The organism is Haladaptatus sp. DYF46, from assembly GCF_021083305.1.
Lineage (GTDB): Archaea > Halobacteriota > Halobacteria > Halobacteriales > Haladaptataceae > Haladaptatus.
The window spans coordinates 75,656-102,116 of sequence record NZ_JAJFAY010000001.1 but is presented as its reverse complement, the minus strand read 5'-3'; the positions used below and the strand labels follow the sequence as shown (position 1 = coordinate 102,116).

The following is a 26,461-nucleotide window of genomic DNA, read 5'->3' as shown; positions in this document are numbered from 1 at the left end:
CCTTATTCGACTTCCACCCACTCGCCGCTCTCGTCGCTTCGCTCGATGGCGTCCAGCGTTTTCTGCACTTCCAACCCGTCCGCGAAGTTCGGGTGGTACTCTCCTCCGTTCTCTACAGCGGACAGGAACTCGTAGTTCTCGTGGACGAACGTGTGTTCCCACCCGATGACGTGGCCCGGCGGCCACCAGTGGTCGACGTACGGGTCGGACTCGTCGGTGACGAGAACCGTCTCGTAGCCGCGGTCGTCGCCGCGCAGGACTTCGAGTTCGTTGAGGCGTTCGAGCGAGAACTTCAGGCTCCCCTCGGAGCCGTGAATCTCGATGGCGTGGTCGTTCTTGTGGCCGTTCGCGAACCGCGAGGCTTCGAACGTCGCCATCACGTCGCCGTCCAACTCGGCCTGCGCGGAGTAGGCGTCGTCCACCGTGACCGGCTTGGTTTCGTGTCCGGCGGTTTCACCGCCGTCCGGGGACTCCCCCTCCACGGGACGCTCGTCCACGAACGTCCGGAGGTGGCCCGAAACGCGCTCCACGTCGCCCACGAGGAACCGCGCGAGGTCGATGGTGTGCGCCCCGAGGTCGCCGAGCGCGCCGCTTCCCGCCAGTTCCTCGTCGTTGCGCCACGACCACGGCGCGTCGGGGTCGACCAGCCAATCCTGAAGGTAGCGACCGCGGAACTGGTGAATCTCGCCGAGGACGCCGTCCTCGATGAGTCCCTTCGCGTACTGGATGGCCGGGATGTACCGGTAGTTGAACGCCGTCGCGGTCGGCACGGCCGCCGATTCCGCGGCGTCGGCCATCCGCTCCGCGTTGGAGAGGTCTACCGCGAGGGGTTTCTCACAGAGGACGGGAACGCCCGCCTCCAGCGCGGCGATGGACGGGTCCGCGTGGACGAAGTTCGGACCGAGGTTGTAGAACACGTCCACTTCGTCCACGACGTCCTCCCAGTCCGTACTCGTCTCGGCGAAGCCGAGTCGGTCCGCGGCCTCCGCGAGCGCCTCCTCGTCCCGCCCGATGAGCGTGTGTCGTTCGACGTCCGGTGCGTCCGGGAAGAACATCGACAACCGCGCCAGCGCGTTCGCGTGGGCTTTTCCCATGAACCGATACCCCAGCACGCCGATTTTCAGCGTCATGATTGTCTTCACGTTCTCCGGGAAGGGATTTAGTCGTTGGTGACGGCGACCCCGCCGACCGCTTTTTCGTGACCGCGGCCGAACGGTCCGTGTGGCGTACGCCGAACTCCACGCGAAGCTATCGGAAAGGCCGCCCCCGACCATTCTGACGTTCCCCGACGGGAGCATCGATTCGTATTCGCGGAGTCGCTCCGAACGCGGCCGCTTGGATTCGATACGGGAGCTTTCGCGCGAACTGGCGCGTGGAAAGCGATCGTTCCACCTCGAACCGGAATCGCGCGAGAAGGGCGGACAGGCCGTGAACATGGCGACGCAGGTCCACGCGCTGGGCGGCCGCGCCGAACTGTACGGCCATCTGGACGACCCGCTGTTCGAAGACCTCCCGTTTCGGACCGTCTCGATGGGCGATCCGGCGGCCGTGTCCGTCCTGGAACTCGGGGACGACGGCCTCCTCTTCGCGACGGAGTCGGACGATATTCGCGACTGGACGGCGGACGAACTGCGAACCGCGATGGGCGGCGACTTCGCGCCGATACGTGACGCCGACGGGGCGTGCTGCGGGAACATCGCATCGTTTCCGGCCCTCCTCGACGTGATGCGGTCGCTCGCCGGAGACGGTGGCAGCGAAGAGGGTGGCGCGTTCGTCCTCGATCCCGGCGACCTAACGGACGTGACGAGCGGGACGATAGCGGACTACTTCTCGGCGCTCTCGGACCTCGACGACGGCTTCAAAGTCGTCCTGAGCGTGAACGACGTCGAACTGGCCAGACTCCGAGATGCGGTCGAGGAGTTAGACGGAACGGACGGAGCGAAGACGAACGGAGACGAATCGAAACCCGGCTCGCTCGAACGGATTCGGGACGAAGCGGGCATCTCCGCGGTCGTATTCCACGGCAAGGAACGGGCGATCGCGGCGACCCGCGAGGGGACGTACTCCGTCCCCAACCTCACCGTTTCGACAGTCGAACGGACGACGGGTGCGGGCGACCGGTTCTCCGGCGGACTGACGTTTGGCCGTGCGAGCGGATGGGACTGGAAGCCGACGCTGACGCTGGCGAACGTCTGCACCTCGCGGTACGTCGAGACGGCGACCACCGTCGATACGGAGACGGTACTGAGCGAGGAGTGGAAGTAAAACAGCGCCGTCCGCGCGAGCGAATCGCAGATTACACGCGGGCCAACCAGCGTTCGGGGTGGTCGAGTTCGTCGTCGGTCGGCAACATGTCCGGGCCTTCCCACACGCGGGTCGCCGTTTTCACGTCGCGCGCCGAGACGACGTGTTGGAAGAAGTCCTTGCCGCGCTCGTACTGTCGCCGTTTCATGCCCAATCCGAGCATGCGTCGGACGAGTTTCGACAGCGGGTTCATTCCCCTTCGCCGTGCCTCTATCTTCTCGCGGAGGTCGGAGTACTCGTCGTCGAACGCCTCGTCCATGAGGAGTTCCGCGTAGCCCTCGACGGCCGTCATGGCCGTGTCGAGTTGCTTGAACGCCTTTCGGTCCACTTCGCCGTGGGCGAGCGCCTCGATTCCCGTCTCCATCTCGTGTTCGAGGTAGTCGGAGAGCCACGGTGCCGCGCCGAACTCCGCGGCGTGAGTCACTTCGTGGAAGGCTATCCAGCGGCGGAAGCGAGCGGAGTCCACCTCCAGTTCCTCGGCGATACGGCTGATGTTCGGGTGAACGAAGTACAGCGCGTGGTCGTCGCCCTCGGCGAGGAGGAGCGGGTCGTACTGCCCGAGGACGTTGTTTCCGAGGAGGGCGAGCATGAACGACATCGTCCCGGTGTTGAGGACGCGGGCGACACCGGGGAGCACGTCCGGTCCGTACTCCTCGATGGGTTCCATCACGCGCTCGAAGGTGGCAATGTTCGCGTCTATCCAGTGGTGCCGGTTCTGGATTTCGACGGTGCTCGGCACGTCGAAGGAGACGCCGGACACCTCCCGGACGCGGGTTCGGGCGTCGCGGACGTCGGTCGCATAGCCTGTCTGTTCCGCTGGAGAGAGGTCTATCGACCCGGGGTCCGTCGCCGCCTTCGCCGCGTCGGCCACCGCGGTCCAGTCGATGGGGCCGCTGCCGGACGCGCCGGTGACGGCACGGACGCTACGATAGAGATTCACACCGCTATGTTGGACTCACGCCGACAAAATCCTTCTGACTGCTCACTCCCGCCGTCGTTTCATCCGTTTCGCCAGCGCGACGACGATGATGAGGACGAGGAGCGGCCCGAGTTTTCCGGCGATGGATGGCGCTTCCTCCTCGTGTTCGCCGTGTTTTTCGTGTTTTCCGTGCTTCCCATGCTTTCCGTGCTTCCCATGCTTTCCGTGCTTTCCGTGTTTATCGCCCGATTTCAGTTTTCCTCGACCGAATCCGGCGGTCGATTCCCTCTCGCCCGTATTGAGCGTGAAGTCCGGTTCGTGAAGATGCAGTTCCAGAAACCCCATGCACACTCACTCAACGTTCGTCCTCTTATGCATTCTGGGAGAAATTATCGGAAAGTCTAATTTTTATCGGCAGCTTCGAGAGGTTGAAGGGACACGGTAGCACCAGTCCAACTATGGACGAGAACCGACGCACGTTTTTGAAGACGCTGCTGACGACGCCCAGTCCGTCCGGGTTCGAAGTGCCGGGCCAACGCGTCTGGGTCGACTACGTGTCCGAGTTCGCCGACGAGGTTCGAACCGACGAGTACGGAAACGCCGTCGCCGTCGTGGAGGGCGACGGCCCCGACATCGCGTTCGCGGGCCACGCCGACCAGATCGGTCTCATCGTCGCCGGAATCGACGAGGACGGCTTCATCCGAATCGACCGCATCGGCGGGACGGACCGCACCGTGACCAAGGGACAACAGGTCGTGATTCACACCGACGACGGCACCGTCAACGGGGTCGTCGGTCAGCGGGCGATTCACCTGCGCGATACCGCGGAGGACGAGTTCGAGGACATCGTCGAACAGCACGTCGATATCGGCGTCGAAAGCGAGGCGGAGGCGGCCGAACTGGTCGACGTGGGCGACCCGATAACGTACACGGCGACCGTCGAGGACCTGCAAGGGACGCGACTGGCCGGGCCGGGAATCGACAACCGCGTCGGAACGTGGGTCGCCGCCGAGGCGCTCCGCCGCGCGGCCGAGCGGGACGTCGACGCGACGGTCTACGCGGTGAGTACGGTGCAGGAGGAAGTCGGTTTGCAGGGCGCGAAGATGGTCGGCTTCGACCTCGACCCGGACGCCATCGTCGCCATCGACGTGACGCACGCCATGGACAGCCCCGACGTGGACGGCGAGGAGCGCTTTTCCGACCTCACCATCGACCTCGGCGGCGGTCCGGTCGTCGCCCGCGGCAGCGCGAACCACCCCGAAGTCGTCGCCGCGGTCCGCGAGGCGGCGGACGAGGCCGGGATTCCCGTTCAACTACAGGCCGCAGGCATCTACACCGGCACCGACGCGGACGCCTTCTTCACCGCTCGCGGCGGCACGCCGTCTCTCAACCTCGGACTGCCGAACCGCTACATGCACACCCCCGTCGAGGTCATCGACACGGACGACTTGGACGCGTCCGCGGACCTCCTCGCGGAGTTCGCGGCGCGAGCGAGCGACCGGGATGGATTCGCGGTCGACATCTGAACCGAAACCCGGCTATCGTTCCGGTACGTTTATCAGCACAAACACTGGGTTTGTTGATATGAGCGGACGACCACTCGACGTTCTCGAAGCGTCGCTGAACTCGGCGGTGACCGTGCAGTTGAAAGGTGGGGAAGAGTACACCGGTACGCTGACCGGCTACGACCAGCACATGAACCTCGTCATCGAAGACGAAGACACAACCATTATACGCGGCGATAACGTCGTTTCGATCACTCCATGACTGGTGCAGGAACTCCAAGCCAGGGTAAGAAGAACAAAACGACGCACGTGAAATGCCGCCGTTGCGGCGAGAAATCCTATCACGTGAGGAAAGGCGTTTGCTCGTCGTGCGGCTTCGGTAAGTCGAGCAAACGACGCGACTACGAGTGGCAGAGTAAAGCGGGCGACAACTAAGCGCCGGCTACGGATTTTCTACCTCTCGATACCTCCCTTTCGACCAGCCGTCGGCTGTTTCAAATCCTCGATATACATGGCCGTGCATATTTCTACGGAGATGGCGGGGGAATACGGCACGATAACGAGGGTTTTTACTACCGTCCCGCGCTACGGACAGCTATGTCATGTGGCCGGGACGGAGACCTCGGCGGACCGACCGAGAAATGTGGCGTCGTCGGCGCGTCACTCGCGGGTCGGGACGCGGCACGCCCACTCTACTACTCGCTGTACGCCCTCCAGCACCGCGGGCAGGAGTCGGCAGGCATCGTAACACACGACGGCTTCCAACAACACGACCACGTTTCGATGGGCCTCGTCGGGGACGCCTTCAGCAAGGAGGACATCGACGGCCTGAAGGGAAGCGCCGGAATCGGCCACGTCCGCTATCCGACCGCCGGAAGCGTGGACAAAAGCTGTGCCCAACCGTTCACCGTCTCGTTCAAGAGCGGGTCGCTCGCGCTGTCGCACAACGGCAACCTCGTCAACTCCGAGGAGATACGCGACGAACTCGCCGGAAAGGGCCACGCGTTCACGTCCGACGGCGACACGGAGGTCATCGCCCACGACCTCGCGCGCAACCTCCTCGAAGAGGACCTCGTTCGCGCCGTTAAACGGACGATGAGCCGACTTCACGGCTCTTACTCCCTCGCCATCATGCACGACGAGACGGTCCTCGGCGTGCGCGACCCGGAGGGCAACCGCCCGCTCGTCATCGGCGAAGTCGAGGACGGCTACGTCCTCGCCTCCGAGTCTTCCGCCATCGACACCATCGACGGCGAACTCGTCCGTGACGTTCGACCCGGCGAACTCGTCGTCCTCCGACCGGACGGGGCCGGCTACGACACCTACCAACTCGTCGAGCGCGACGAACCCGCCCACTGCTTCTTCGAACACGTCTACTTCGCCCGCCCGGACAGCATCATCGACGGCAATCTCGTCTACGAGGTTCGCCGCGAGTTGGGGCGAAAGCTCTGGGAGGAGAGCGGCATCGAGAGCGACGTCGTGATGCCCGTCCCCGACTCCGGGCGCGCGTTCGCGTCGGGATATGCGGAAGCCGCACAGGAGGGCGGTTCGGACGTGGAGTTCGCGGAAGGGCTGATGAAGAACCGCTACGTCGGCCGGACGTTCATCATGCCGACGCAGGACGAGCGCGAACGGGCGGTTCGTCTCAAACTCAACCCCATCAAATCCACCGTCGAGGGTCGAACCGTCACCATCATCGACGACAGCATCGTCCGGGGAACCACCTCCACGCAACTCGTCCAACTCCTCAAAGACTGCGGCGCGGAGGAGGTCCACATGCGAATCGGCGCGCCGCCCATCGTCGCCCCCTGCTACATGGGCATCAACATGGCCACCCGCGAGGAACTCATCGCCTCCGACAAATCCGTCGAGGAGATTCGGGAAGCCATCTCTGCCGACAGCCTCGGCTACCTCTCGAAGGAAGCCATCGCGGAGGCGCTTTCGGTCTCCCGATCCGAACTCTGTCTCGGCTGTGTCACGGGCGACTATCCCTACGACATCGACGGCGAGGAGACGGACCGCGACGTGACGCGTCCGGTCATCGAAGGCGCGAGCGACTGATTTCCCGGTACGGACGGACCGTAGTTTTAGGGTGCTTCGAGTGTAATTTCTCGTTCTATGCCGAGTTCGTCCGGCAGGGACGACCATCCCTGTCGCGCGACGCGTGCCGCCCGTAGCAATCGTCGGGGAAGTTGGTTCGGGCACGGACAGATAGCGACGACCGAAAAGAGCGGTTTCGGGCGGTTTCTCGACGATCTCGTCTACGCCTTCGCGGACGTTTCGGTTCCGCTCATCCCCGCTCTCTTTTTCGTGAGCGTCGCCACTCCGAACCGGTTTTTCGGCCTGAAAACCTCCGCGTTGGTCGCGTGGACGACGATGGTTCTCGTGGCCGCCCTGATTCGCGGCGGGTGGCTCCCGCCGCTAGCGACGGAGACGCGAGGCTGGGTATCGTTGGCTCCTGCCCTGTTGCTGTTTCGAGTCGCTTATTTCAATGCCCTCCTCGCCGTCGCGACGTACGGCGGCGGAACGGTGGCGACTACGCTGGCGTTGCCACTCGTGTCCATCGGGGTTTCCGTGGTTGCGGCGGGCATCGGAATCGCCACCTTCCCACGGCTTGCAGAGCTGTTCTGTGACCGATTCCTCGTTTCGGGGGTTCGTCCGAGCGACTAACGGCGTCCGCTACCGAACTCGTTTGTGCGACGTCATTCCTCGTGTAACAACCGCTCGATATCCGCGTCGTTCAGCACGTCGAGTAGGCTCGCTCCGTTCTCGTACTCACGCCACTGGCGGGGTGTCAGGGAGGCCTCACCGTCGAGTGCTTCGAGTCGCTCCGCGAGCAGTTCGTCCAAATCGTCCGGGTCGTATCCCGGTACTGGCATGGGGTAGAACGTACGGATTCGGTGCGCAAATATCGTGTGGCTAGAAACGATTATTTCGCATTTAGAGGGCTTGGAACAGGACAATACGGCATTTGAGTGAATCAATATACGACGTACAACAACGCGTAGACGACCACGCCGAGCGCGAAGGACGTGAGCCACAGCGACGCCGCGATGCGCCCGACGCGGGGGTGGTTCGTCTTCGGAAGGTCGCGAACCGGGTGGGAGAGCGCGAGCAACAGCACGTAGTACAGCAGGGGAATGCACACCATCGCGAGGACCATGTGAATGGCCAGAATCGGAAGGTAAACGTACTGCTTTACGGTTTTCGGACCGGGGAACTCGGTCGGGCCTTCCAGCGAGACGCGGTAGAGGTAGAGGCCGAGGAAGCAGACGAACAGGACGATACCGGTCAGCATCCCGGCGCGGTGGCGTACGAGGTGGCCGTGTTGAATCGCGTGCCACGCGGTGCCGATGACGGTGATCGCGGCGACGCTGATGACGGCGTTGAGGTGCGGAATCGCTTCCAGAAACCAAGCGGGTGCGCGCGGAATCGCGTCCGCGGGGACGACGCCCAACACGGCACCGAACACGAGCGCGAGCGAGACGATGCTTAAAAGCGCGGTCAACGCCGGAACGTTGTTTCGAACGGAGGTCTCCATGGTCCGTCTTGATGCTGGGTCAGTAAACCAGTTACTTCACGATTTTGTAGAGTCGGTCACATTCACAGGCTGGACATCGGTCGAACGGCAGGTCGAACGCACGGGCGCACTCGGGACAAACGTAGTCGACACGCGTATTTTTTAGGCGGGCGATGAGACCAAGCGACATCAATTCAGGATGGTATCCACGAATAATTAGCGTATTGGACGGACCTTGTCATGTCCGTGCGAACGCCTGCCTCCGCCGCGGAAAATGAAAGGCCTTTTATTATCCGGCCATCTACGATTGAGTGCAGACAGACGCAGCGAGCGTGGGTAGCCAAGCTAGGCCAACGGCGCAGCGTTGAGGGCGCTGTCCCGTAGGGGTCCGCCGGTTCAAATCCGGTCCCACGCATCGCACGCGCGGCTTCGCCGCGACATCAACGATGCAGGTGATCTCCTTCGAGGACATCCACGAGAACTCGTTCTCGTGGGTCCGCGGGAACTGTGGACAGTTCCCGGGACATCACCCACGCACAATCCTACTGAAACAACTTCCACCAGCCAAGGGTGATTCGTTTCTATTCGGCGTTATTTTCGGACAGTAATGACGCTGTCCTGTAGGGGTTCGCCGGTGAGCAGTCGGTGGTTTCGACTGCGAACGAGACGAGTCGCAGCCAGCGCAACGATAGCGAGGCGCGAAGCGCCTCGATGCGAACGGCAACGCCGTGAGAGTGAGCAAGAACGTCTCGGCGTCATTCAAACTCAGTCCAAACGTGAAATACGGTTCGCACGCCCGAGAGGCGATTTCGGAGAAAGAGTCCGATCCGGTTCGTCGGCTATAAGCCTTCGTGCGTGGCGATTCGGTCGCGCCACTCGCCCGGAATCTCGGTGGGTTCGTCCGTCTCGCCGTCGAACACGACCTGCACGATTTCGGCGGTGGCGGCCACCTCGCCCCCGGCACGAATCTCGTACTCCATCGTGAAACTGGTGTTCCCGAGTTCGGTGATTCCCATCTCGATGATCACGTCGTCTTCGGCGGTTATCGAGCGGTGGTAGTCGATTTCGAGGTGTGCGATGACGCCCCGAACGTCGTCCATCGTGAGGCCGAGGTGGTCCCGGAAGTAGTCCATTCGGGCCTGTTCGAGGTACGTCGCGTACACCGCGTTGTTCACGTGGCCCATCGTATCGAGGTCGCGATAGCGCACCTCGATGTCGGTCGTATAGCCGAATTCGTCCATGAAACTCGTAACGGAAAGCGGCTAAACCATCTGTCGGTTCCGCTCCGAGCGGGTCGCAATCCGCGGTTCGATGCGAGCAGCACCGAGAAACGAGTGGGCGACAGACATGTATTTATCAGTTCGAATACTGCAATCAAACATGTCCTCCGAGTTCAAAGAATCGTACGTCATCTGGGGAATCGTCACCGTCGCTGTTCTCACGCTCCTGTACAGCGTCCTCCTCGCCGGGCGCTTCCTCTCGTGGTTCGGCATCGCCCTACCGCTCCTCGGACTGTACCTGTTCTGGCGGTTCGTTCGCGCCGTCGAACGAATTGCCGACGAAATGGAGCGATAATGAGGCCCCGCCCGGACGCTATCGAACCGACCCGGTTCCGCGGTCGAACGACTGCACTCCGACGGAGCGGCCCTCCGGATCCTCGGCGAAGAAGTGGTAGATGTCGTACTTCGGATTCCCCTCCGGCGGGTCGAGTGCCCGGTCGGCGAGTTCGTCGTACAGCGCGTCCACGCCGTCCCGGTCGTCGGTGACGAGCGTGAGGATGCCGTCGGTGTCCGCCGACTCGCGCTCGCAGAAGCCAAAGCGCAGGTTGTCGTACTGCAACACCGTACAGTCGGTCTGTTCGAGCCACACCTCTGCGCCGAGGCGGTCGGTGTAGAACGGGACGGTTTCGGCGCGGGATTCGCTGACGAAGAAGACGATGCCGCTCATACGCGAGTCGACGCGGCGGGTCGAAAAACCGGTTTCGCTCCGTTCAGTCCGACCGCACCGGTCGATTCGACCGGCGCGTCAATCCGACCGGAGCATCACGTCGGTGGCCTTGACCACCGCGGTCACCTCCATCCCTTCCTCGATTTCCAAGTTCTCCGCTGATTCGCGGGTGATGACGGCCGCGACTTCTTCGCCGTTCACGTCGAGCACCACCTCTGCGGTCACGTCGCCCGTTTCCACTTCCACTACCTCCCCGTCGAGTCTGTTTCGTGCGCTTAACATCCGAGTTCCCCCGGAGCGAACACGACGACACCGAGAATAAGCGTTCGGGCGGACTTTGCTCCGGTGAATAAACGCGATATTGAAATGTAGCCCCTTCCTAACGGGGGTATGGCAAAATATTCGACGGGGAACTCGTCCGGCGGCGGCAGCGGCGGTTCCTGTGAACTCTGCGGGAAGGCGTCCGACTCGCTGACCGAAGCGAGCGTCGCGGGCGCGACGCTACAGGTCTGTGACAGCTGTGCGAGCCACAACGACGCCACCCAGCCGACGAAATCGAAGCGCGGCAACGACGGGAACGCGATGAGCGAGCAGGACCGACGGCGCAGGGCGGCCCAACGGACGGCGAGGATGGACGACGCCCGAAAGGGCGATGCGCGCCATTGGGAGGAGGAGGGAACGAGTTACGACAGCGACCCGCTCCCCTACCTCGTCTCCGACTACGGCGACCGCGTCATCGACGCGCGACAAGAGGAAGGTCTCCAGCGCGGCGAACTCGCCGACGAACTCGGGATTCAGGAGAACGACCTCCTCGCCGTCGAACAGAACCGGGCGAACCGCGCGAGCGTCGGCGGGTCGGTCATCGAATCGTTAGAGGAGCGCCTCGGCGTTACGCTCTCGGAGTCGGCGTAGCGTTTCGTCCGCCCGTTTCGGAGAACGGGGTATGACCAGCGCGCCGGCAGAACCGTATCACGTGACGGCCGTGACCCGCTCGGAGCGTGAGCCAATCGACCAGCAGGGGTACGCTCGGGGATCCGCATCGCGTGCGTTCGGAAGCGCCAAGACGATGGGATGGTGGTTTCGGACCGATGGTTTCGATCTACTGCGACTCCTTTTCCGCCCGGATGATGTACTCCTGTCCGCGGGTGTGTATCGTTTCGACCGTGAACCCGCACGCTTCGAGCGCCGTCAGGACCTCCTCCTCGGTCGAATCGAACTCGTCGAGGAACGTCGGATGGACTTCACAGTACACCAATCGGCAGTCGGGGCGTGAAAGCGTCGCTTCCATACCACGTATCACTTTGGCTTCCACTCCCTCGACGTCGATTTTCACGGCCGTCGGGGCCGGCACCGAACCCCGTTCGACCAACTGGTCGCCGCGTTCGAGCGACACCTGTTGTGGCCCTGACTCCGAAAGTCGAGCGCTCGTGGAAATCGCCGTTTCACCCGCTTCGTCCGAGAGCGCCACCCGTCGAACGTCCGCCTGCAAGTCGTTTCGAGAGAGATTCGCCTCGATTTCAGCTGCGTGATTCGGTCGCGGTTCGAAGCTGACGACCTGCCCGTCCGTGAGGTGGGTAGCGGCCAAGCAGGTGTAGCTTCCGATGTACGCCCCGACGTCGTAAAATACGTCGTCCGTGTCCAGTCGAGAGAGCAAGTCGGCGATGACGGGGCGCTCGCCGACCAAGGTGTGATAGTGGCGAAAACTGCTCGCCGACGAAGCGTGGAACGTCGTGCTGACGTCCCCGACCTGTTGGGTGTACTCACCGCCGCTCGCACGATATAACAGCCACCAGTACGTCCGTGAAAGGGTCGATTTCAGCCCGAGTCTATCGATGACACCCATGATCGGCTGCGTAGTGAGCACCGCTCGCCCCGCCCGGATCACGTTCATCTTGAGATTTGACGCAGGCATTCTTTGAAAGATGATTATTTCCCGATTATAAAAAACATCGGATCGGTGAGATGAACCTCAACCGCCACGGTCGTCGGTGGCATCTCGAATCCCGTAGCAGCACGGGAGACGGAGCTGACGTTCGCGATGGTGGACCTACCGCGCTCGGTATCGAAGTCGGCGTAGCGTTTTTGTCCGCCCGTTTCGGAGAACGGGGTATGACCAGCGCGCCAGCAGAGCCATATCGGACGAGTTTCGACGCGACGGTTGCGGCAATCGACGGGACGGACGTCGTTCTCACGGACACGTATTTTTACGCCGAGAGCGGCGGCCAACCGGCCGACAGAGGTACCCTCGGGGGGATTTCAGTCGTGGACGTACGAAAGCGCGACGGCGACATCGTTCACGCGCTCGAAACGGACCCCGCGTTCGAGGAGGGCGACGAAATCGTCGGACAGGTAGACGAGGAGTTTCGAACCTACTGCATGCGGTCGCACACGGCGAGCCACGTCCTCTACGGTGCGGGTCGACTGATCCTCGACGACCTCGGCTACGGCGGGTTCGACATCGGAGAGGGGAAGGTGCGCGTCGATTTCCAGACTTCGACGAATATCGACGACGACGTGCTGACGGAACTCGAACGCCTGACGAACCGCGCGGTGTGGGATTCGATGGCCGTCTCGTGGGAGGAGGTCCCGAAGGAGGACGCGCTGGCACGCGAGGACATCGCGTTCAACACGAAGACGGAGGAGGGCGTGTTGAGCGGGTCGGACACGGTTCGCGTCGTGGACATCGACGGGTGGGACGTGGCGGCCTGCGGCGGCACGCACGTCGAGAACACCCGCGAAATCGGGCCGGTGACGATACTCGACCGGTCGAACCCCGGCGAGGGCATGACGCGCGTGGAGTTCGCGGTGGGGCCGCCGGCCATCCGCACGCGAGCGGAGGAAAAACGGAGCGCGCTGGACGCCGCGCGAATCGCCGGAACCGGAGTCGAGGACTTGCCGAACGAGGTGTCCCGCCTCACGGACGAACTCGACGCGTTGGAAGCCGAGTTGGCGGACGCGAAGTCGCAACTCCTCGGTGCGACCATCGAGGAACTCGCGGACGAGACGGTCGCCCGAAACGGCAACGAATGGCTCGTCGGCGCGGTGGAGGGCGTCGGCCCGAACGAACTCGGAGACACGGTGCGTGATCTCGCGGGCGAGACGGCCGACGTGATTGCCCTTACGGGGACGGACGGAGCCACCTTCCTCGTCGTCGGCACCGACGGGGACGTCGAAGCGGGCGACGTGGTGGACGAGGTGACGGCGGAGTTCGGCGGCGGCGGTGGCGGCAGTCCGACGTTCGCGCAGGGCGGCGGCCTGCCGGCGGACCCGGACGACGTGGTCGCGTATCTGCGGAATTAGCGTTCGACGCCCAACTGCTCGAAGACGAACGTCCATTCGTCCAACTTCTCCCGAACGACCATCTCCCTCGGTTTGCCGACGCCGTGGCCCGTGTTTCGCTCCTCGCGCAGGAGAATGGGGGCGTCGCCGGTGTGTTTCGCCTGCATTTTGGCGGCCATCTTCCGCGCGTGGGCCGGATGAACCCGAGTATCCCCCTCGGCGGTTTTGAACAGCACGGCGGGATACGACTCCTCCACCACGTTGTGGTACGGCGAATAGTCGCGGATGTACTCGAACGCCTCCGGGTCGTCGGGTGAACCGTACTCCGCGGTCCACGATGCGCCGAGGAGGAACCGATGGAACCGGAGCATGTCGAGGAGCGGCACCACGCAGAGGCAGGCGGCGAACAGGTCCGGGCGCTGTGTGATGCCCGCGCCGACGGTCAACCCGCCGTTGCTCCGCCCGTCGATGGCGAGACGGTCTGAACTCGTGTAGCCGCGCTCGATGAGGTGTTCGGCCGCCGCGACGAAGTCGTCGAAGGTGTTCTGCTTGTTCTCCTTTCGAGCCGCGTGGTGCCACTCCTCGCCGAACTCGCCGCCGCCGCGGACGTTCGCGACGGCGAAGACGCCGCCGCGTTCGAGGAAGGGCAACGCATAGCGTCTGAACGCGGGGGTCTGACTGAGTTCGAACCCGCCGTAAGCGTACAGCAGCGTCGGGTTGTCGCCGTTCGGTTCGACGCCGCCGTGAACCACGAAGAGCGGAACTTCGGTACCGTCGGCCGATTCGTACCACTCCTGTTCGACCTGTAGGTCGGTTTCGATGTGGACCTCGGGCGCGTCGATCTCCCTCACTCCCTCGCCGACGACGTAGCGATAGACGGTCGGCGGGTGGTCGAACGACTGGAAGCGGAAGAAACACTCGTCGTCCTCCCGCGACCCGTGGAGACTTCCCTCGTCTATCGACCCCATCTCGGGGAGCGAAACGTCCTCGACGTGCGTTCCATCGAGTTCGAAGGTGGCGAGTTCCGAGACGGCATCGCGTTCGTACTGGACGACTATGTGATCACCGGCGAGGGCGAACTCCCGGAGAATCGCGTCGTTCCGCTCCGAGACGACGCTTTCGAACTCCTCGGGCGAGTCGAATCCGTCGGGAGCGCCGACCGATTCGAGGTCCGCCGCGACGATTCGGTAGTTAGGCGCGTCGAAACTCGTCAGGAAGAACAGTCTATCGTCCCGCAAGTGCGGTTCGAAGATGGCCACCTCGTCGGTCACGAGCGGTTCGAACTCGCCGTCCCGCTGCGCGTAGATGTCCGTCCGCTCCCACCCACGAGTGAGTTCGACCACGAGAAAGTCGCTCTCCGGGTCGGTGTGCAGGCCCGCCCACGTCTGTTCGTCGAGTTCGATGGGGAGTTCGTCGTCCTCGTCGCCCGCGTCGTCTTCCTCCAGTCGGTGATACGCGAGCGACTTGTCGAGTTGCCCGCCGTCTTCGAGCGCGCCGGTTCGGCCGTAGTAAAATCCCCCGTCGGTCCACGCGAACGATCGCTGGTCCGTTCGGCCCGTTTCGCGGAGTTCGTCCACGAGATCCCCCGTCTTCGTCTCCACGACGCGAACGTCGTACTGCTCCGTGCCGCCCTCCATGACGCCGTAGGCGACGAGCGACCCGTCCGGCGAGGGGACGAACCAGTCGAGGGTCTCCGTGGCGTCGTCGCGCCAGTCGTTCGGGTCCGCGAGGACGCGTCGCTCGCCGTCGAGTTCGTCCCGAACCGTCAACAGCGGAAGGTCCTCGTCGGCGGGCGTGTACCGCTGGAAGTAGCCGTTCGACGTCGGGACGATGGGAAAGTAGGTCGCGGTGTTCGCCAGCGCTTGGAACCGCGGTTCGAGTCCGTCGCGCGTCTCCCCGTGCAGGAACGATTCCGCGTACTCGTTCTGTGCGGCGACCCACTCTGACACGTCCTCGTCGTCGCCCTCCAACCAGCGGTACGGGTCGCGAATCACCTCGCCGTGGAGCGTTTCGACGGTCTCACGCGCTTCGGTCGGTGGGGGAGTCCGTGGCATACTCGAAATAGTCGAAGGTCCGCCAAATATCTTGTCTGGAATCGATAACGCGACGAGAGGGACGTCGGGAGAGGACGGTTCGCGGAGTAATCGACAGTATTTTTCCGTGAGAGCGGGTACGAACGGTCCGTGAATATACGGGGGACGATAAGCGAACCGGGCGAGGCGCGAACCGTGAGTACGCAGTACGGGGAACGCGACCTCGCGGAGGTACGCGTGCAACCGGACGACGACGTGCCACAGACGGTAACGCTGTGGGGAAAGTGGGCGGAAACCGCAGAGTACCTCGAAGAAGGGATGGAACTGCTCGTGACGGACGCCGAGGAAACCGAGTACGACGGCGAAACGAAGTACGCGACGGGAAAGGACTCGTACGTCGTGGTCGAGCCCTCGTTCCTCGTGAACGTGACCGACGTTCGCTCGTGGGTGCAGTGTCCTCGGATGTACTACCTGAACAAACTGTCCGCGATTCCGCTGAACTACCCCGTCGTGAAGGGGACCATCGTCCACGAGGTGTTCGGCGACCTGCTCCGCGGCCGGGACTTGGACGACTCCATCGAGGAGCGCGTGGAGGAAGTGGGCCTCCAACTCGGCCTGCTCGGACGCGAGGCGGACGAGGTGGCGGGGGAAGTGCGACAGAACGCCCGCGCCATCGAAGGATGGCTGGAACAGGGCGTCCTCGACGACACGGACGACTGGCGGAGCGAGTACACGCTCATCAGCGAGCAGTTCGGCATCAAGGGGCGCTGTGACGCGCTCCGGCGCGGGATGCCGGTCGAACTGAAGACGGGGAAGAACACGAACCGCGACCCGCGCTTTCAGGACAAGATTCAGGCGGCCTGTTACGCCCTCCTCCTGCAGGAGCGCGGCGTTCCGGCGGACACGGGCACGCTCCTCTACACGAAGAACTCCGCGCTGGACCGCACGGAGGAGACCGGCGACCTCTCGCCTGCAAAGGAGTTCTCCATCGGAAAGGGCCTCCTCGAATTCGTCGTCAGGACCCGCAACGAAATCGCCGCGGCGGAGTTCGACATGGACGTGCCGACGGGGTACGAGGCGAACGCCAAGTGCGAGTACTGCTTCGAGAAGGACACCTGCATGGTCGTCTCCGGACGCCTGGATCAGGAGTCCAAGGCGGGCCAAATCGGACGGCCGATTCCGGAGGAAGAACGCGAGTACTTCCGCGAGAAGTACGAGCAGATAGAACGGGAACGCCGAGCGACCCACCGCGAGTACGCCAAACTGTGGGAGCAGACGGCGCAGGAACGGGCGGACGACGACCGGGCGCTCATCGGCTTGGAACCGGCGGGACAAGCACAAATCGAGGGCGGGCGCTGGGAACTCCGCGCTCGCCGGACCGACGACGCCGTGTCGAAGATTCGGGAGGGAGACGTCGTTCTCGCCAGCAAGGGCAATCCCGTCAGCGGCCACGCGGAACTGGCACGGGTCCAAAAACTGGGCGAGGAAATCGTCGTCACGACGGACGAACCCGTCGAACTCCGACGATTGGACGTGTATCCTTCGGAGTTCTCCGCCGACGGAATGTTGACCGCGCTCCACGACGCCCTGCTGAAGGGCGACCAACGACGGAAGGACGTGCTGTTCGGACGGCAGGACCCCGAGTTCGAGTCCGAAGAGCGGACGTTCATCGGGAACAACGACGCGCAGAACGCGGCGGTCAACCTCGCGGTGAACGCGAAGGACTGTGCGCTCATCCACGGCCCGCCCGGCACCGGGAAGACCTACACCATCGCGCGGACCATCCGCGCGCTCGTGGACGACGGCAACCGCGTCCTCCTCTCGGCGTTCACGAACCGCGCGGTGGACAACGCGCTTGAGGCGCTGCGTGACAAAGGATTCGAGAACAGCGCGGAGCAAAGCTCCGCTGGCAATCGGACGCAGTCCGATTATGTACTCCGCGTCGGCACCGAAAGCGGCGTCCGCGGGGACATGCAAGACATCCGCTTGGAGCGAAGCGGCGACCCCGGCGCGCGCGTCGCCGAACTCGAAGGGGCGGGCGTCGTGGCGGCGACGACGGCGACCTGTGGCTCCCGAATCATGCGCGAACAGGCGTTCGACGTGGCGCTGGTGGACGAGGCCTCGCAGTTGACCGAACCGGCCACGCAGGCGGCCATCAACCTCGCCGAGCGGTTCGTCCTCGTCGGCGACCACCACCAACTGCCGCCGGTCGTCCAAGCGACCGACGCGGAATCGGACTCCGAGGAAAACACGGACGGTGACGTCGTAGGGGGCGACCTCTCGACTTCCCTGTTCCAGCGACTCGTCGAACTGTATCCCGACGCGTCCGTGATGCTCGACCGCCAGTATCGAATGGCCCAACGGATTCAGGCGTTCTCCTCCCGCGAGTTTTACGACGGCGCGCTTCGCCCGGCGAGCGGCGACGTCGCGGCCCAGAAGTTGGCCGACTTGCCGACCGTCGACACCGACGCCCTGCCGCCCGAACTCCGTCCCGGCGTCGTCTTCGTTGACCCCGATGGGAAGACGGCGGGCAACACGAACCCGGTCGAAGCCGAGCGCGTCACGGAACTCGTCTCCCGGTTCGTGGAGGCGGGCGTCCCCCACGAGGATATCGGCGTCATCGCACCCTTCCGCGCGCAAGTCGCCGAGATTTCCCGGCGGGTTCCCGACGCCGTCGCCGTCGATACGGTGGACCGGTTCCAGGGGTCGAGCAAGGAGGTCATCGTCGTCTCGTTCGTCGCCACGGGCGACTTGGACAGTCCGATATTCGACGACTACCGCCGGGTGAACGTCGCATTGACCCGCGCTAAAAAGTCGCTCGTCCTCGTCGGCGACGAGCGCGCCCTCCGTTCGTCGCCGCTCTACGACCGGATGATCGAGTGGGCGTCCTAGCCACGTGTTGGTCGTTCCGAACGCGTTGGATACGCTGTCGGTGCGGCCGGACTGAAAGCGAATCCGGCCGACCGGACCGGCGGTACCGTTACCAGAGGACGTGCGGCCAGACGAACTGGAACAGCAACCAGATGAGGCCGGTGAGGACGACGGTCATTATCAGGTTCAACACGACGCCGGCGCGCATCATCTGTTCCTGTTTCAGGTACCCGCTCCCGAAGACGATGGCGTTCGGCGGGGTAGCGACGGGGAGCGCGAAGGCGAAACTCGCCGCGATGGCCCCGGAGACGGAGAGGAAGACGGCGGCGGCGACGTCCGTCAGTCCGAGCGTGGCCGCGAAGACGCCCCCGATGCTGATGAGGATGGGGACGATGATGGTCGCCGTCGCGGTGTTCGAGGTCATCTCCGTCAGGAAGATGACGAGGAGGACGACGATGCCCACGACGAGAACGATGGGCGCACCGGTGAGCGATTTGAACACGGAGTCGGCAATCCACTTCGTCGCGCCGGTGGTCGCCAGCGCGTCCGCGAGGGCGATGCCGCCGCCGAACAGGAGGATTGTTCCCCAGTCGATGTCCACCAAATCGTCCCACTCCATCGTGTCTGCCAGCACGAGGGCGGGAACCGAGGCGAGGCCGACGACGACGTAGTAGAGGGTTCCCTGATGGCCGTCGACGCCGAAGACGCTCGTTCCCTCGCCGCCGTACAGGGTCGTGAACCACGCGTCCGAAAGCGGAAGGTAGCCGTTGTCGATGAGATATTTTACGCCATCGCCCAATCCGCCGACCACCCACAGGAGAGCGGTGCCGGTGAAGATGAGCGCGACACGCTTTCCGCGCGGACTCAACTCCCCTTCCTCTTCGAGGTACTGGCGAGCCATCTCGCGTGCGTCGCTCACGTCGTCGATTTGCGGCGGGTAGAGGAAATACGTGAGGACGTACCAGACGAGCGGAAGGGTGATGGCAACTATCGGGATGCCGATGAGCAACCATTGGGCGAAGCCGATCTCGTAGCCCAGAATCTCGTTCAGTTGCGAGGCCAACACCGCGTTCGGCGGCGTTCCTATGAGCGTCCCGACGCCGCCGACGCTGGCCGCGTAGGCGGTTCCGAGGAGCATCGAAACGTGGAGGTTGGAGAACGCTTCGTCGTCTGCGGCGACGGTGCCGCCGTCGGGAGCGGGCGACGAATCACCCGTGTCGGCGGTATCAGTCGTCTTCGCCGCTTCCACCGTTTCCTTGCCCAACACCTGCGAGAGGACGCCCAGCGCGATGGGCGTCATCATGGCCGCCGTCGCCGTATTCGACACCCACATAGAGAGGAACGCCGTCGCCAGCATGACCGCGAGGACGAGACGGCGCGGCGACGACCCCATCACGGACATCAACCAGAGGGCGATTCGCCGGTCGATGTCGTACTTCTGGAGCGCGTTCGCCAGCATGAACCCGGCGATGAACAGGAAGATGAGGTGGTCGGCAAAGCCCGTGAGTGCCGCGTCGAGGTCGGCGTACACGCCGAATATCGTGAGAAGGACGGGTATCGACAGCGCCGTCACCGCCAGCGGGAGCGTCCCCGTCACCCAGAGGAACCCCGCGAAGAACATCGTTGCGAACGCGAACTGCCCCCGAACGGAGAGGCCGCTTGGCGTCGGTGCGCCCGCGATAATCGCCGTTCCGACGAGCGCGAGAACGAAGAGCAGGAGTCGTTTGCGTGGATCCGTCTGTGCCATTGATACGCACAGCCATGTAATCCCGCGAATTAATCCTTTCGATTCTCGATAGATATTATAGTTGAAACACAAAAATATTCCGTTATTTCAATTTTTGCCTCCGAGTCAGAAAGTCAGTTCGAGGTTGTAGGGGTCCCGTCCGAAATGGAGTCCATGACGCGCTCGTGGAACTCCTGTAACACCGCACTCTCGTCCTCCGCCAACACCACGTCGCTCGCCATCAGCGTCGCCAGTCCGAACGCGCGGGGCGTCGGCGACTCGACGCGGTGTTGCACGACGTCGATGTCGCCCGCTCGCACCTTTCCGAGGATTTCCTCGACCGGTTCGAGCGCGAGTTTGTCCTCCACGATTTCGCGGTAGGTTTCCTCCATGACGGCGAACTCGTCCAGTCCGTCTACGAACCCGAGCAGCATCTCACTGGATACCTGCTGTTCGCTGGCCGACTTCTCGTAGCCCTTGTAGCGTTTCAGTATCATCAGCGAGCGGGTCGCGTTGATTCGGAAGTACCGCTGGAGGAGGTCGGTTCCCGAAAGCGCGGCGCGCAGGTCTTCCCGGACGTCTTCCGGGTCGATGTCGGCGATGATGCCGGGGACGTCCACCTTGCGGTTGAGCGGCATCGAGACAGTAAAGCCGTTGTCCGCGACGGCCACGCCGACGTTCGTGTTGGCCGCCTGCGCACAGCGGTACGCGACGACCCGCGAGAGGCCGTCGTTGAACCGTCGTCCGTAGTTCGAGTGGACGTAGTACCGGCGCTCGTACTCGTCGCGGTCCATCTCGATTTCGACCGTCAATCGCTCGTCCGTGCTGACGCTCCCTTCCCCGGCGTAGCGGACCTGCTCGTCGAACATCCGCGCGATGGCCCGAATGCTGTTCTCGTCCAACGGGAACTCCCGAAGCCACACCCGAACCGCGGGTTTCCCGCGGTCGGTCAATCGCGAAAGGAGTTCGCCCTGAAACGCGGCGATTTCTCGCCCCAAATCGTAGGAGAGCGGCAGGCGCTCGGAGAACCACGACGGCACCGTCGGGCGGGCGCTGGTTCGGTCCGCGTACACCTTCGACCCGCGTCGGTAGCGGTACTCGAAGTGCTGCCCGCCGAGGACGAACACGTCGCCCTTTTCCAGCGTGTCGAGGTAGCTCTCGTCCAAATCCCCGACCCACTCGTTGTCCGCGCGGGTGAACACGTCGCAGGTGAACGAGTCGGGAATCGTCCCGATGTTGGTCATGTAGATGACGCGGGCCAACCGTCCGCGTTTTCCCATCAAGGGTTCGCCGACGGGGAAATCGGGATAGTGGTACTCCCCGTCGGGCGGGTCGTTCTCGTCGTGCCACACCTTGGCGTAGACGTTTCTGTCCTCCATCCCGTCGTAGTCCGCCGTGAGATACCGGAGGAGGGAGTCCCACTCCGAATCCGAGTAGTTTCGGTAGGGGTAGGCCCGCCGGAGCGTCGCCTTCACGTCCTCCGCCGGGCGGACCTCGTTTATCGCCATTCCGTACACCTGTTGGGCCGCCACGTCCTGTGCGTTCTCGGGGACGAACACGCGGTCCACGAAGCCCTCCTCGGCCTTTTTCAACATGACCGCACACTCGACCAGTTCGTCCCGGTCGAGCGCGATGACGCGGCCGGTGACGGTCTGCCCGAGGCGGTGGCCCGCGCGTCCGACGCGCTGGAGCAGGGATGCCACGCTCTTCGGCGACCCCACCTGCACGACCAAATCGACGTGCGGCATGTCGATGCCGAGTTCGAGGCTGGTCGACGTCGTCACCACGTCCACCTCGCCGTTCTTCAGGCGCTCCTCGATTCGGTGGCGGGATTCCTTCGAGAGACTGCCGTGATGACACCCGGAGTTCTCCTCGTCGTAGTCGGAGAATTTCTCGCGGAGATTCTGAAGGACTCGCTCGGCCCCGGAGCGCGTGTTCGTAAAGACGAGCGTGTTCGTGTGGTCCCCGATCAGGTCGTGGAGTTGGTCGTAAAACCGCTCCTGAACGACGCCCCGCGGCGTGTGAACGAGGTCGTCGGTCGGACAGAACAGTTCGAGGTCGAACTCCCGGACGAATCGCGTGTCCACGATTTCGTACGGGCGACTCTCCCCGCCGGGTTCCTCCCTGCCGACGAGGAACTCCGCGATGTCCGAGAGCGGTTCGACCGTCGCGGAACATCCGATTCTCGTCGGCGAGGATTCGACGATGGTCTCGAGGCGTTCGAGGCTGACCGACAGGTGGGTTCCGCGCTTTCCGTCCGCGAGGCTGTGGATTTCGTCCACGATGACGTACTCGACGCTCCGGAGTTTGTCGCGGAACTTCGGCGAGTTGAGCAGGATGGCCAACGTCTCGGGGGTCGTGTTGAGGATGTGCGGTGTCTCCTTCAACATCTTCTGTCGCGCCGTCTTGTCCGTGTCCCCGTGTCGGATGGCGTGACGAACCTCGCTCACGTCGTCCATCCGCTCCCGTATTCCCGACAGCGGCAGTTCGAGGTTGCGGTGGATGTCGTTGGCAAGCGATTTCAGCGGCGAGACGTACAGGCAGTACACCGAGTTCTCCAATCCCGTCTCCTGTTCCCGTCGAAACAGCTCGTTGAGAATCGCGGTGAACGACGCGAGCGTCTTTCCGCTCCCCGTCGGCGACGCGATGAGGGCATTGTCGTGGCCGTGAATCAGCGGAATGGCCTCGCGCTGTGGCGGCGTGAAAAAGCCGCCGTTCTCCGGGACGAACGCGCCGAACTGTTCGGCCCACCATTCGCGCACTGCGGGTTCGAGGAGGTCCAACGTCGCTTCGTCCTCGATTTCGACCGTCTCGGGGTCGAAATCGAACTCCTCGCGGGCCAACAGCCCTCTCGCGTCCATTTGTTCCGCGTTGGTGGCGGGCGGCAAAGAGGGTTATGCCAGCGGAGTGAAAGTGAACGAGCGTGCGGATGGTGAGGGCCATCGGATACGCCGAACTGCTCCCGTCTTCACTTATCAACCTTCGGCGGCGAGACGGTCGACGGTTTCGAGCGCCCGCCGACAAACGGGGACGTAACCGGCCGCCGGGAGCGGGAGTTCGAAGACGATTCGACTCCCCGTTTCGAGCGCTTCGACACGATGGCCGGTCGCTGGAACGCCCGCGACGGACCACGTCCATCGAAACGCCTCGCAGGCCGTGATTTCGAATGGTACCCAGATGCCGAACGGCGTCCGGACCCGCCCCGTGGAACCGACTCGAATCACGCGGTCGGTACACTCGACGTCGGTTACTGACGGCCCCCACGTCGGCCATTCGGACGTATCGGTCAGCACCGACCAGACGCGTTCCGGCGGGGCGGCGGTCGGTCGCGAGACGGCGATGTGACGGCCGGTCGGTCCGCGCTCGACTCGAACGTCGCTTGCCATACCCGCAAAACGAGGTGATGGACGAAATCGGTACTGCCCGCGTCCCCGACCGAGCACCGTCGAACGGCGTCAGCCGAGGAGTTGTCGCACGAGGGTCGCCCAGTCGGCGTCCTCGTTCTCTTCGAGGTACTGGTTGATCCGCTCTCGGTCGCTCGCGGCGGGGTCGTTCGACCCTCCGTCGTCGGAGCCACTGGAATCTTCCCCGTCCGAGGAATCGTCGCTGGAACTCTCGTCGTCGGACGACCCGTCGCTCGACGAATCATCGTCGGAGGAATCAGCACCGGACGAGTCGTCGTTCGAGCCGCCGCCATCGGACGACGGTTCGTCCGAACTGCTAGCGGCGGACGAGTCGTCGCCGGACCCGTCCGAGGACGTGCCCGAGGTGCGGTCGATGGAGTACTGGCTGAGGAGGTACTCCACGATTTCGAGTTCCCAATCGATGCGCGTTTCCAACGACGTTCCGTACCGCGTCGTTTCGACGATGAAGCCGGGCTTTTCGAGGTCTGAATTCACCTTGTGAATCAACAGCGGTCGGTCGCCGTCTATCATGTTACCGCGCTTGAATTCGTAGTAGTCCTCCCGGTCGCCGAGGTGGTTCTCGTTCATGTACTCCGCGGCGTTCGTCGCGTTCCGTGCGGCGTCGTCTATCGTCGTCGGGTAGATGGCCTGTCCGACGCCCTCGGGGCCGACGTCCTTCTTGTAGATGCCCTTGGAGCTGTGTAGGTTGAACACGACGTCGGCATCGTGGTCGGTGATGACGCCCCAGATCGCTCGCGCGAGCGGCGTTTTCGGCTCCTCTCCCGGCGGGAACTGCCTGTTGAGGTTTCCGCTGTCGGTCGTGTAGGTGTCGTTCTCCAGCGCGGTCGGGTTCGACTTCGGTATCAGGACGAGTTTCCCTTCGTCTATCGACCAATCTCGCATCTTCGCGGCGGCCTTGTAACCGGTCGTCTCGTTGCCGTGCATTCCCCCGACGACGACGGCCGTCGGCCCCGACGTCCCCGAGTCGATGACGACGACCTCCGATTCGTCCCCCGTGCCTTCGCGAATCTTGTACGTATCCGACGATTGTGCGCTTCCGAGCCCCGTCGCCGAAACGCCGAGCGTCGTCGCCGCAACGGCGGCCGTTCCGGCTTGCAGGAACGTTCGCCGACTCGTCTGACTTTCCGAACTATCGTTCGTAAATTCCTTCATGAGCCGTCCATATCTACACCCCTATTGACATTTTGTTATAGGCATCCTTCGGGGATAATCACCGAGAACGGAGCCGTAAACGTTTGACAGCGGAAAACGGATTTCGTCATAACGACCGCTGGAATCGTCGTGTCGTCGGAGTTGATTCGTACTAAGCATCACCTGATGTGAACATCCGAAACGGTTCGATAGTCGCACCGAGAGCGCCGATGGGAGGGAGTACGACGACCCATCACCCCAGCGGATACATCTGTCAGTAATTTATTGTGTGTCAACGATTCGAGCGCGTGCAAGCAACACGGAACCGACACCGCTCGGACGAAGCCTGAAAACGGGTTAGATGCCGTATTTCACCGCGTTCGACCCGGATATCGAACCGACGTACCCCGCCACCACACCGCACGACTGAACCTTTTTCACCTTCCCGCGCTCGGGATTACACATGCGAATCACGTTTCTCGGTACGGGAAGCGCGATGCCCACCGGCAGTCGGGTCCAGACCGGTATCCTCGTCGAGGACGACGACCGTCGCGTTCTCGTGGACTGCGGCAGCGGCGTCCTCCACCGCCTCCAGCAGTCGGGCGTGGGATACGAAAACGTCTCGACGGTCCTCCTCACCCACCACCACGTGGACCACGTGTCCGACCTCATGCCCCTCCTGAAGGCCCGTTGGCTCGCCGGGGAAGAACAACTCGAAGTCGTCGGTCCGACCGGGACGAAAGCCCTCCTCGACGGACTGCTCTCCGTCCACGACTACCTCGACGGACGGGTGGACCTCCAAGTTCGAGAGATCACCGCCGGAGAGGAGTTCTCCGTCGCGGACTTCAGCGTCGAGGGGTTCGAGACGCGCCACTCGATGCGGTGTCTCGCCTACCGGTTCGAGGACGAGTTCACGTTCAGCGGCGACAGCGAGGCGTTCGAAGGGTTGGCCCACTTCGCTGACGGGAGCGACGTGCTCGTCCACGACTGCTCGTTCCCCGACGAGGTTGACGTGTCCAACCACCCGACGCCGTCGCAACTCGGCGAAGCGCTGTCTGGAACCGATATCGGCCGCGTCTATCTCACGCATCTCTACCCGCACACGGACGGCAACCACGAGGCGATGTTGAACTCCATCGCGGAACACTACGACGGCGACGTGGGATTCGCGGAGGACCTCCTGTCCGTCGAACTCTGACGGCGTACTCTCGTCTCCGCCGCCGCTCTGCTCGTCGTTCTATCCGTCCGTCGTCGCTTTTTCGGCCGTCTCACGCGATTCGAGCGCCACCGACGTTTCGGGAAGCGAGAAGGTGGCGACACCGAGCGGTAACTCCCGTCCCCGAATCGTGAACACCCGGCGCAGTCGTAACTCGCCGTCCAGCCACAGGTCGTCGCCATCGATACAGTGTTCGAGTCGGAGGGGTCCCTCCCCACCGCTCCCGATTTTCGTTACTTCGACGTTCTTCGGTGGGTCATCGAAGTGGTCCGTCCAGACGAACGTGCAGGCGGTTTCGCCGTCCTTCGTGTGGCCCAATCGAACGCTCCCCCCGACGACGTGCGCGTCGAGAGTGCTGTCGTTGTCCAGCGTCAGTTCGACGGACACCGATTTTCCCGACCGTTCCGCGGTCAGGTCGGAAACCGAAAGGTCGTCCACCAACGGCCCGAACACCTGCTGTTCGTACCGATTCGAGAGTTTCAAACCGACGATGGGGACGAGCCTGACGAGATAGTAAACGGCCACGATGGCCAACTTCGCAGCCAGATACAGAAACATCCGCCCGATATTTCGAGGAGGGTGCTG

The 26,461-nt window shown here is 63.4% G+C and carries 26 protein-coding genes and 1 tRNA gene; 12 read left to right on the top strand and 15 right to left on the bottom strand.

Annotated elements, in window-relative coordinates:
• Positions 1-2: 2 nt before the first annotated feature.
• Entirely contained in the window at positions 3-1,130 is a 1,128-nt protein-coding gene (locus LJF34_RS00560) for a Gfo/Idh/MocA family oxidoreductase (RefSeq protein WP_231182689.1), read from the bottom strand.
• A 91-nt stretch (positions 1,131-1,221) separates the two neighbouring features.
• Here LJF34_RS00560 and LJF34_RS29210 point away from each other — a divergent pair, with 91 nt between their 5' ends.
• Positions 1,222-2,265, top strand: coding sequence for a PfkB family carbohydrate kinase (locus LJF34_RS29210; RefSeq protein ID WP_231182688.1), 1,044 nt, complete (start codon positions 1,222-1,224; stop codon positions 2,263-2,265).
• A 31-nt stretch (positions 2,266-2,296) separates the two neighbouring features.
• Here LJF34_RS29210 and LJF34_RS00550 read toward each other — a convergent pair whose 3' ends face one another.
• The gene (locus tag LJF34_RS00550) at positions 2,297-3,244 is read right to left on the bottom strand and encodes a zinc-dependent metalloprotease (protein WP_231182687.1); all 948 of its coding nucleotides are present in this window, start codon (positions 3,242-3,244) and stop codon (positions 2,297-2,299) included.
• 42 nt (positions 3,245-3,286) lie between these two features.
• Positions 3,287-3,568, bottom strand: a complete 282-nt coding sequence (locus LJF34_RS00545) for a hypothetical protein (protein WP_231182686.1) — start codon at positions 3,566-3,568, stop codon at positions 3,287-3,289.
• A gap of 113 nt (positions 3,569-3,681) precedes the next feature.
• Between LJF34_RS00545 and LJF34_RS00540 the strand changes: the two genes are divergently transcribed.
• The 5 genes from LJF34_RS00540 (at position 3,682) to LJF34_RS00520 (ending at position 7,398) form a co-directional block, all read left to right on the top strand.
• Entirely contained in the window at positions 3,682-4,749 is a 1,068-nt protein-coding gene (locus tag LJF34_RS00540) for a M20/M25/M40 family metallo-hydrolase (protein ID WP_231182685.1), read from the top strand.
• A gap of 58 nt (positions 4,750-4,807) precedes the next feature.
• Positions 4,808-4,990: an LSM domain-containing protein gene (locus LJF34_RS00535; RefSeq protein WP_007977665.1), complete on the top strand. Its 183-nt coding sequence runs from the start codon at positions 4,808-4,810 to the stop codon at positions 4,988-4,990.
• The gene (locus tag LJF34_RS00530) at positions 4,987-5,163 is read left to right on the top strand and encodes a 50S ribosomal protein L37e (protein ID WP_231182684.1); all 177 of its coding nucleotides are present in this window, start codon (positions 4,987-4,989) and stop codon (positions 5,161-5,163) included. The genes LJF34_RS00535 and LJF34_RS00530 overlap by 4 nt, the downstream gene beginning before the upstream one ends.
• 162 nt (positions 5,164-5,325) lie before the next feature.
• Positions 5,326-6,789 carry an amidophosphoribosyltransferase gene (gene purF, locus LJF34_RS00525; RefSeq protein WP_231182683.1) on the top strand — a complete coding sequence of 488 codons (1,464 nt, stop codon included), beginning with the start codon at positions 5,326-5,328 and terminating at the stop codon, positions 6,787-6,789.
• 57 nt (positions 6,790-6,846) lie between these two features.
• Positions 6,847-7,398: a hypothetical protein gene (locus tag LJF34_RS00520; protein ID WP_231182682.1), complete on the top strand. Its 552-nt coding sequence runs from the start codon at positions 6,847-6,849 to the stop codon at positions 7,396-7,398.
• Between the two features lie 32 nt (positions 7,399-7,430).
• Here the strand turns inward: LJF34_RS00520 and LJF34_RS00515 are convergent, their stop codons facing one another.
• Positions 7,431-7,607 carry a hypothetical protein gene (locus LJF34_RS00515; protein WP_231182681.1) on the bottom strand — a complete coding sequence of 59 codons (177 nt, stop codon included), beginning with the start codon at positions 7,605-7,607 and terminating at the stop codon, positions 7,431-7,433.
• A 101-nt stretch (positions 7,608-7,708) separates the two neighbouring features.
• Positions 7,709-8,269, bottom strand: coding sequence for a DUF420 domain-containing protein (locus tag LJF34_RS00510; protein ID WP_231182680.1), 561 nt, complete (start codon positions 8,267-8,269; stop codon positions 7,709-7,711).
• A gap of 309 nt (positions 8,270-8,578) precedes the next feature.
• Between LJF34_RS00510 and LJF34_RS00505 the strand changes: the two genes are divergently transcribed.
• A tRNA-Leu gene (locus LJF34_RS00505) sits at positions 8,579-8,663 on the top strand.
• Between the two features lie 424 nt (positions 8,664-9,087).
• Here the strand turns inward: LJF34_RS00505 and LJF34_RS00500 are convergent.
• The gene (locus LJF34_RS00500) at positions 9,088-9,489 is read right to left on the bottom strand and encodes a thioesterase family protein (RefSeq protein ID WP_231182679.1); all 402 of its coding nucleotides are present in this window, start codon (positions 9,487-9,489) and stop codon (positions 9,088-9,090) included.
• 139 nt (positions 9,490-9,628) lie between these two features.
• On the opposite strand from LJF34_RS00500, the gene LJF34_RS00495 reads away from it, so the two are divergent.
• A complete protein-coding gene (locus LJF34_RS00495; protein ID WP_231182678.1) occupies positions 9,629-9,823 on the top strand; it encodes a hypothetical protein in 195 nt (64 codons plus the stop codon).
• A gap of 18 nt (positions 9,824-9,841) precedes the next feature.
• Here the strand turns inward: LJF34_RS00495 and LJF34_RS00490 are convergent, their stop codons facing one another.
• A complete protein-coding gene (locus LJF34_RS00490) occupies positions 9,842-10,195 on the bottom strand; it encodes a VOC family protein (protein ID WP_231182677.1) in 354 nt (117 codons plus the stop codon).
• 78 nt (positions 10,196-10,273) lie between these two features.
• Positions 10,274-10,477 (bottom strand): TOBE domain-containing protein, encoded by a 204-nt coding sequence (locus LJF34_RS00485; protein WP_231182676.1) that lies wholly within the window; start codon positions 10,475-10,477, stop codon positions 10,274-10,276.
• Between the two features lie 108 nt (positions 10,478-10,585).
• On the opposite strand from LJF34_RS00485, the gene LJF34_RS00480 reads away from it, so the two are divergent.
• The gene (locus LJF34_RS00480) at positions 10,586-11,107 is read left to right on the top strand and encodes a multiprotein-bridging factor 1 family protein (RefSeq protein WP_231182675.1); all 522 of its coding nucleotides are present in this window, start codon (positions 10,586-10,588) and stop codon (positions 11,105-11,107) included.
• Positions 11,108-11,294: 187 nt separating this feature from the next.
• Here LJF34_RS00480 and LJF34_RS00475 read toward each other — a convergent pair whose 3' ends face one another.
• Positions 11,295-12,107, bottom strand: coding sequence for an FkbM family methyltransferase (locus tag LJF34_RS00475; RefSeq protein WP_231182674.1), 813 nt, complete (start codon positions 12,105-12,107; stop codon positions 11,295-11,297).
• 197 nt (positions 12,108-12,304) lie between these two features.
• On the opposite strand from LJF34_RS00475, the gene LJF34_RS00470 reads away from it, so the two are divergent.
• A complete protein-coding gene (locus tag LJF34_RS00470) occupies positions 12,305-13,495 on the top strand; it encodes a DHHA1 domain-containing protein (protein ID WP_231182673.1) in 1,191 nt (396 codons plus the stop codon).
• On the opposite strand, the gene LJF34_RS00465 is transcribed toward LJF34_RS00470, so the two are convergent.
• A complete protein-coding gene (locus LJF34_RS00465; protein WP_231182672.1) occupies positions 13,492-15,528 on the bottom strand; it encodes a prolyl oligopeptidase family serine peptidase in 2,037 nt (678 codons plus the stop codon). The genes LJF34_RS00470 and LJF34_RS00465 overlap by 4 nt on opposite strands.
• A 129-nt stretch (positions 15,529-15,657) precedes the next feature.
• Here LJF34_RS00465 and LJF34_RS00460 point away from each other — a divergent pair, with 129 nt between their 5' ends.
• Positions 15,658-18,399, top strand: a complete 2,742-nt coding sequence (locus tag LJF34_RS00460) for an AAA domain-containing protein (protein ID WP_231182671.1) — start codon at positions 15,658-15,660, stop codon at positions 18,397-18,399.
• A gap of 88 nt (positions 18,400-18,487) precedes the next feature.
• Here LJF34_RS00460 and LJF34_RS00455 read toward each other — a convergent pair whose 3' ends face one another.
• From LJF34_RS00455 to LJF34_RS00440, 4 genes are all read right to left on the bottom strand, one after another.
• A complete protein-coding gene (locus tag LJF34_RS00455) occupies positions 18,488-20,125 on the bottom strand; it encodes an SLC13 family permease (RefSeq protein ID WP_231182670.1) in 1,638 nt (545 codons plus the stop codon).
• Between the two features lie 113 nt (positions 20,126-20,238).
• Positions 20,239-22,965 (bottom strand): ATP-dependent helicase, encoded by a 2,727-nt coding sequence (locus LJF34_RS00450; protein WP_231182669.1) that lies wholly within the window; start codon positions 22,963-22,965, stop codon positions 20,239-20,241.
• A gap of 114 nt (positions 22,966-23,079) precedes the next feature.
• Positions 23,080-23,490, bottom strand: coding sequence for an SRPBCC family protein (locus LJF34_RS00445; protein WP_231182668.1), 411 nt, complete (start codon positions 23,488-23,490; stop codon positions 23,080-23,082).
• Positions 23,491-23,559: 69 nt separating this feature from the next.
• Complete coding sequence (locus LJF34_RS00440) at positions 23,560-24,681, bottom strand: succinylglutamate desuccinylase/aspartoacylase family protein (RefSeq protein ID WP_231182667.1); 1,122 nt, start codon at positions 24,679-24,681, stop codon at positions 23,560-23,562.
• Positions 24,682-25,123: 442 nt separating this feature from the next.
• Here LJF34_RS00440 and LJF34_RS00435 point away from each other — a divergent pair, with 442 nt between their 5' ends.
• Positions 25,124-25,858 (top strand): MBL fold metallo-hydrolase, encoded by a 735-nt coding sequence (locus LJF34_RS00435; RefSeq protein ID WP_231182666.1) that lies wholly within the window; start codon positions 25,124-25,126, stop codon positions 25,856-25,858.
• 39 nt (positions 25,859-25,897) lie between these two features.
• Here the strand turns inward: LJF34_RS00435 and LJF34_RS00430 are convergent, their stop codons facing one another.
• Entirely contained in the window at positions 25,898-26,434 is a 537-nt protein-coding gene (locus tag LJF34_RS00430) for a hypothetical protein (RefSeq protein ID WP_231182665.1), read from the bottom strand.
• Positions 26,435-26,461: the final 27 nt, after the last annotated feature.

What these genes read in the sequence shown, in the direction of transcription:
- LJF34_RS00510 (WP_231182680.1), bottom strand. Translation starts at nt 8,269, where the DNA reads ATGGAGACCTCCGTTCGAAACAACGTTCCGGCGTTGACCGCGCTTTTA.
- LJF34_RS00485 (WP_231182676.1), bottom strand. Translation starts at nt 10,477, where the DNA reads ATGTTAAGCGCACGAAACAGACTCGACGGGGAGGTAGTGGAAGTGGAA.
- LJF34_RS00500 (WP_231182679.1), bottom strand. Translation starts at nt 9,489, where the DNA reads ATGGACGAATTCGGCTATACGACCGACATCGAGGTGCGCTATCGCGAC.
- LJF34_RS00475 (WP_231182674.1), bottom strand. Translation starts at nt 12,107, where the DNA reads ATGCCTGCGTCAAATCTCAAGATGAACGTGATCCGGGCGGGGCGAGCG.
- LJF34_RS00530 (WP_231182684.1), top strand. Translation starts at nt 4,987, where the DNA reads ATGACTGGTGCAGGAACTCCAAGCCAGGGTAAGAAGAACAAAACGACG.
- LJF34_RS00545 (WP_231182686.1), bottom strand. Translation starts at nt 3,568, where the DNA reads ATGGGGTTTCTGGAACTGCATCTTCACGAACCGGACTTCACGCTCAAT.
- LJF34_RS00465 (WP_231182672.1), bottom strand. Translation starts at nt 15,528, where the DNA reads ATGCCACGGACTCCCCCACCGACCGAAGCGCGTGAGACCGTCGAAACG.
- purF (WP_231182683.1), top strand. Translation starts at nt 5,326, where the DNA reads ATGTCATGTGGCCGGGACGGAGACCTCGGCGGACCGACCGAGAAATGT.
- LJF34_RS00540 (WP_231182685.1), top strand. Translation starts at nt 3,682, where the DNA reads ATGGACGAGAACCGACGCACGTTTTTGAAGACGCTGCTGACGACGCCC.
- LJF34_RS00535 (WP_007977665.1), top strand. Translation starts at nt 4,808, where the DNA reads ATGAGCGGACGACCACTCGACGTTCTCGAAGCGTCGCTGAACTCGGCG.
- LJF34_RS00480 (WP_231182675.1), top strand. Translation starts at nt 10,586, where the DNA reads ATGGCAAAATATTCGACGGGGAACTCGTCCGGCGGCGGCAGCGGCGGT.
- LJF34_RS00560 (WP_231182689.1), bottom strand. Translation starts at nt 1,130, where the DNA reads ATGACGCTGAAAATCGGCGTGCTGGGGTATCGGTTCATGGGAAAAGCC.
- LJF34_RS00435 (WP_231182666.1), top strand. Translation starts at nt 25,124, where the DNA reads ATGCGAATCACGTTTCTCGGTACGGGAAGCGCGATGCCCACCGGCAGT.
- LJF34_RS00450 (WP_231182669.1), bottom strand. Translation starts at nt 22,965, where the DNA reads ATGGACGCGAGAGGGCTGTTGGCCCGCGAGGAGTTCGATTTCGACCCC.
- LJF34_RS00455 (WP_231182670.1), bottom strand. Translation starts at nt 20,125, where the DNA reads ATGGCACAGACGGATCCACGCAAACGACTCCTGCTCTTCGTTCTCGCG.
- LJF34_RS00440 (WP_231182667.1), bottom strand. Translation starts at nt 24,681, where the DNA reads ATGAAGGAATTTACGAACGATAGTTCGGAAAGTCAGACGAGTCGGCGA.
- LJF34_RS00470 (WP_231182673.1), top strand. Translation starts at nt 12,305, where the DNA reads ATGACCAGCGCGCCAGCAGAGCCATATCGGACGAGTTTCGACGCGACG.
- LJF34_RS00515 (WP_231182681.1), bottom strand. Translation starts at nt 7,607, where the DNA reads ATGCCAGTACCGGGATACGACCCGGACGATTTGGACGAACTGCTCGCG.
- LJF34_RS00490 (WP_231182677.1), bottom strand. Translation starts at nt 10,195, where the DNA reads ATGAGCGGCATCGTCTTCTTCGTCAGCGAATCCCGCGCCGAAACCGTC.
- LJF34_RS00495 (WP_231182678.1), top strand. Translation starts at nt 9,629, where the DNA reads ATGTCCTCCGAGTTCAAAGAATCGTACGTCATCTGGGGAATCGTCACC.
- LJF34_RS00445 (WP_231182668.1), bottom strand. Translation starts at nt 23,490, where the DNA reads ATGGCAAGCGACGTTCGAGTCGAGCGCGGACCGACCGGCCGTCACATC.
- LJF34_RS00520 (WP_231182682.1), top strand. Translation starts at nt 6,847, where the DNA reads ATGCCGAGTTCGTCCGGCAGGGACGACCATCCCTGTCGCGCGACGCGT.
- LJF34_RS00430 (WP_231182665.1), bottom strand. Translation starts at nt 26,434, where the DNA reads ATGTTTCTGTATCTGGCTGCGAAGTTGGCCATCGTGGCCGTTTACTAT.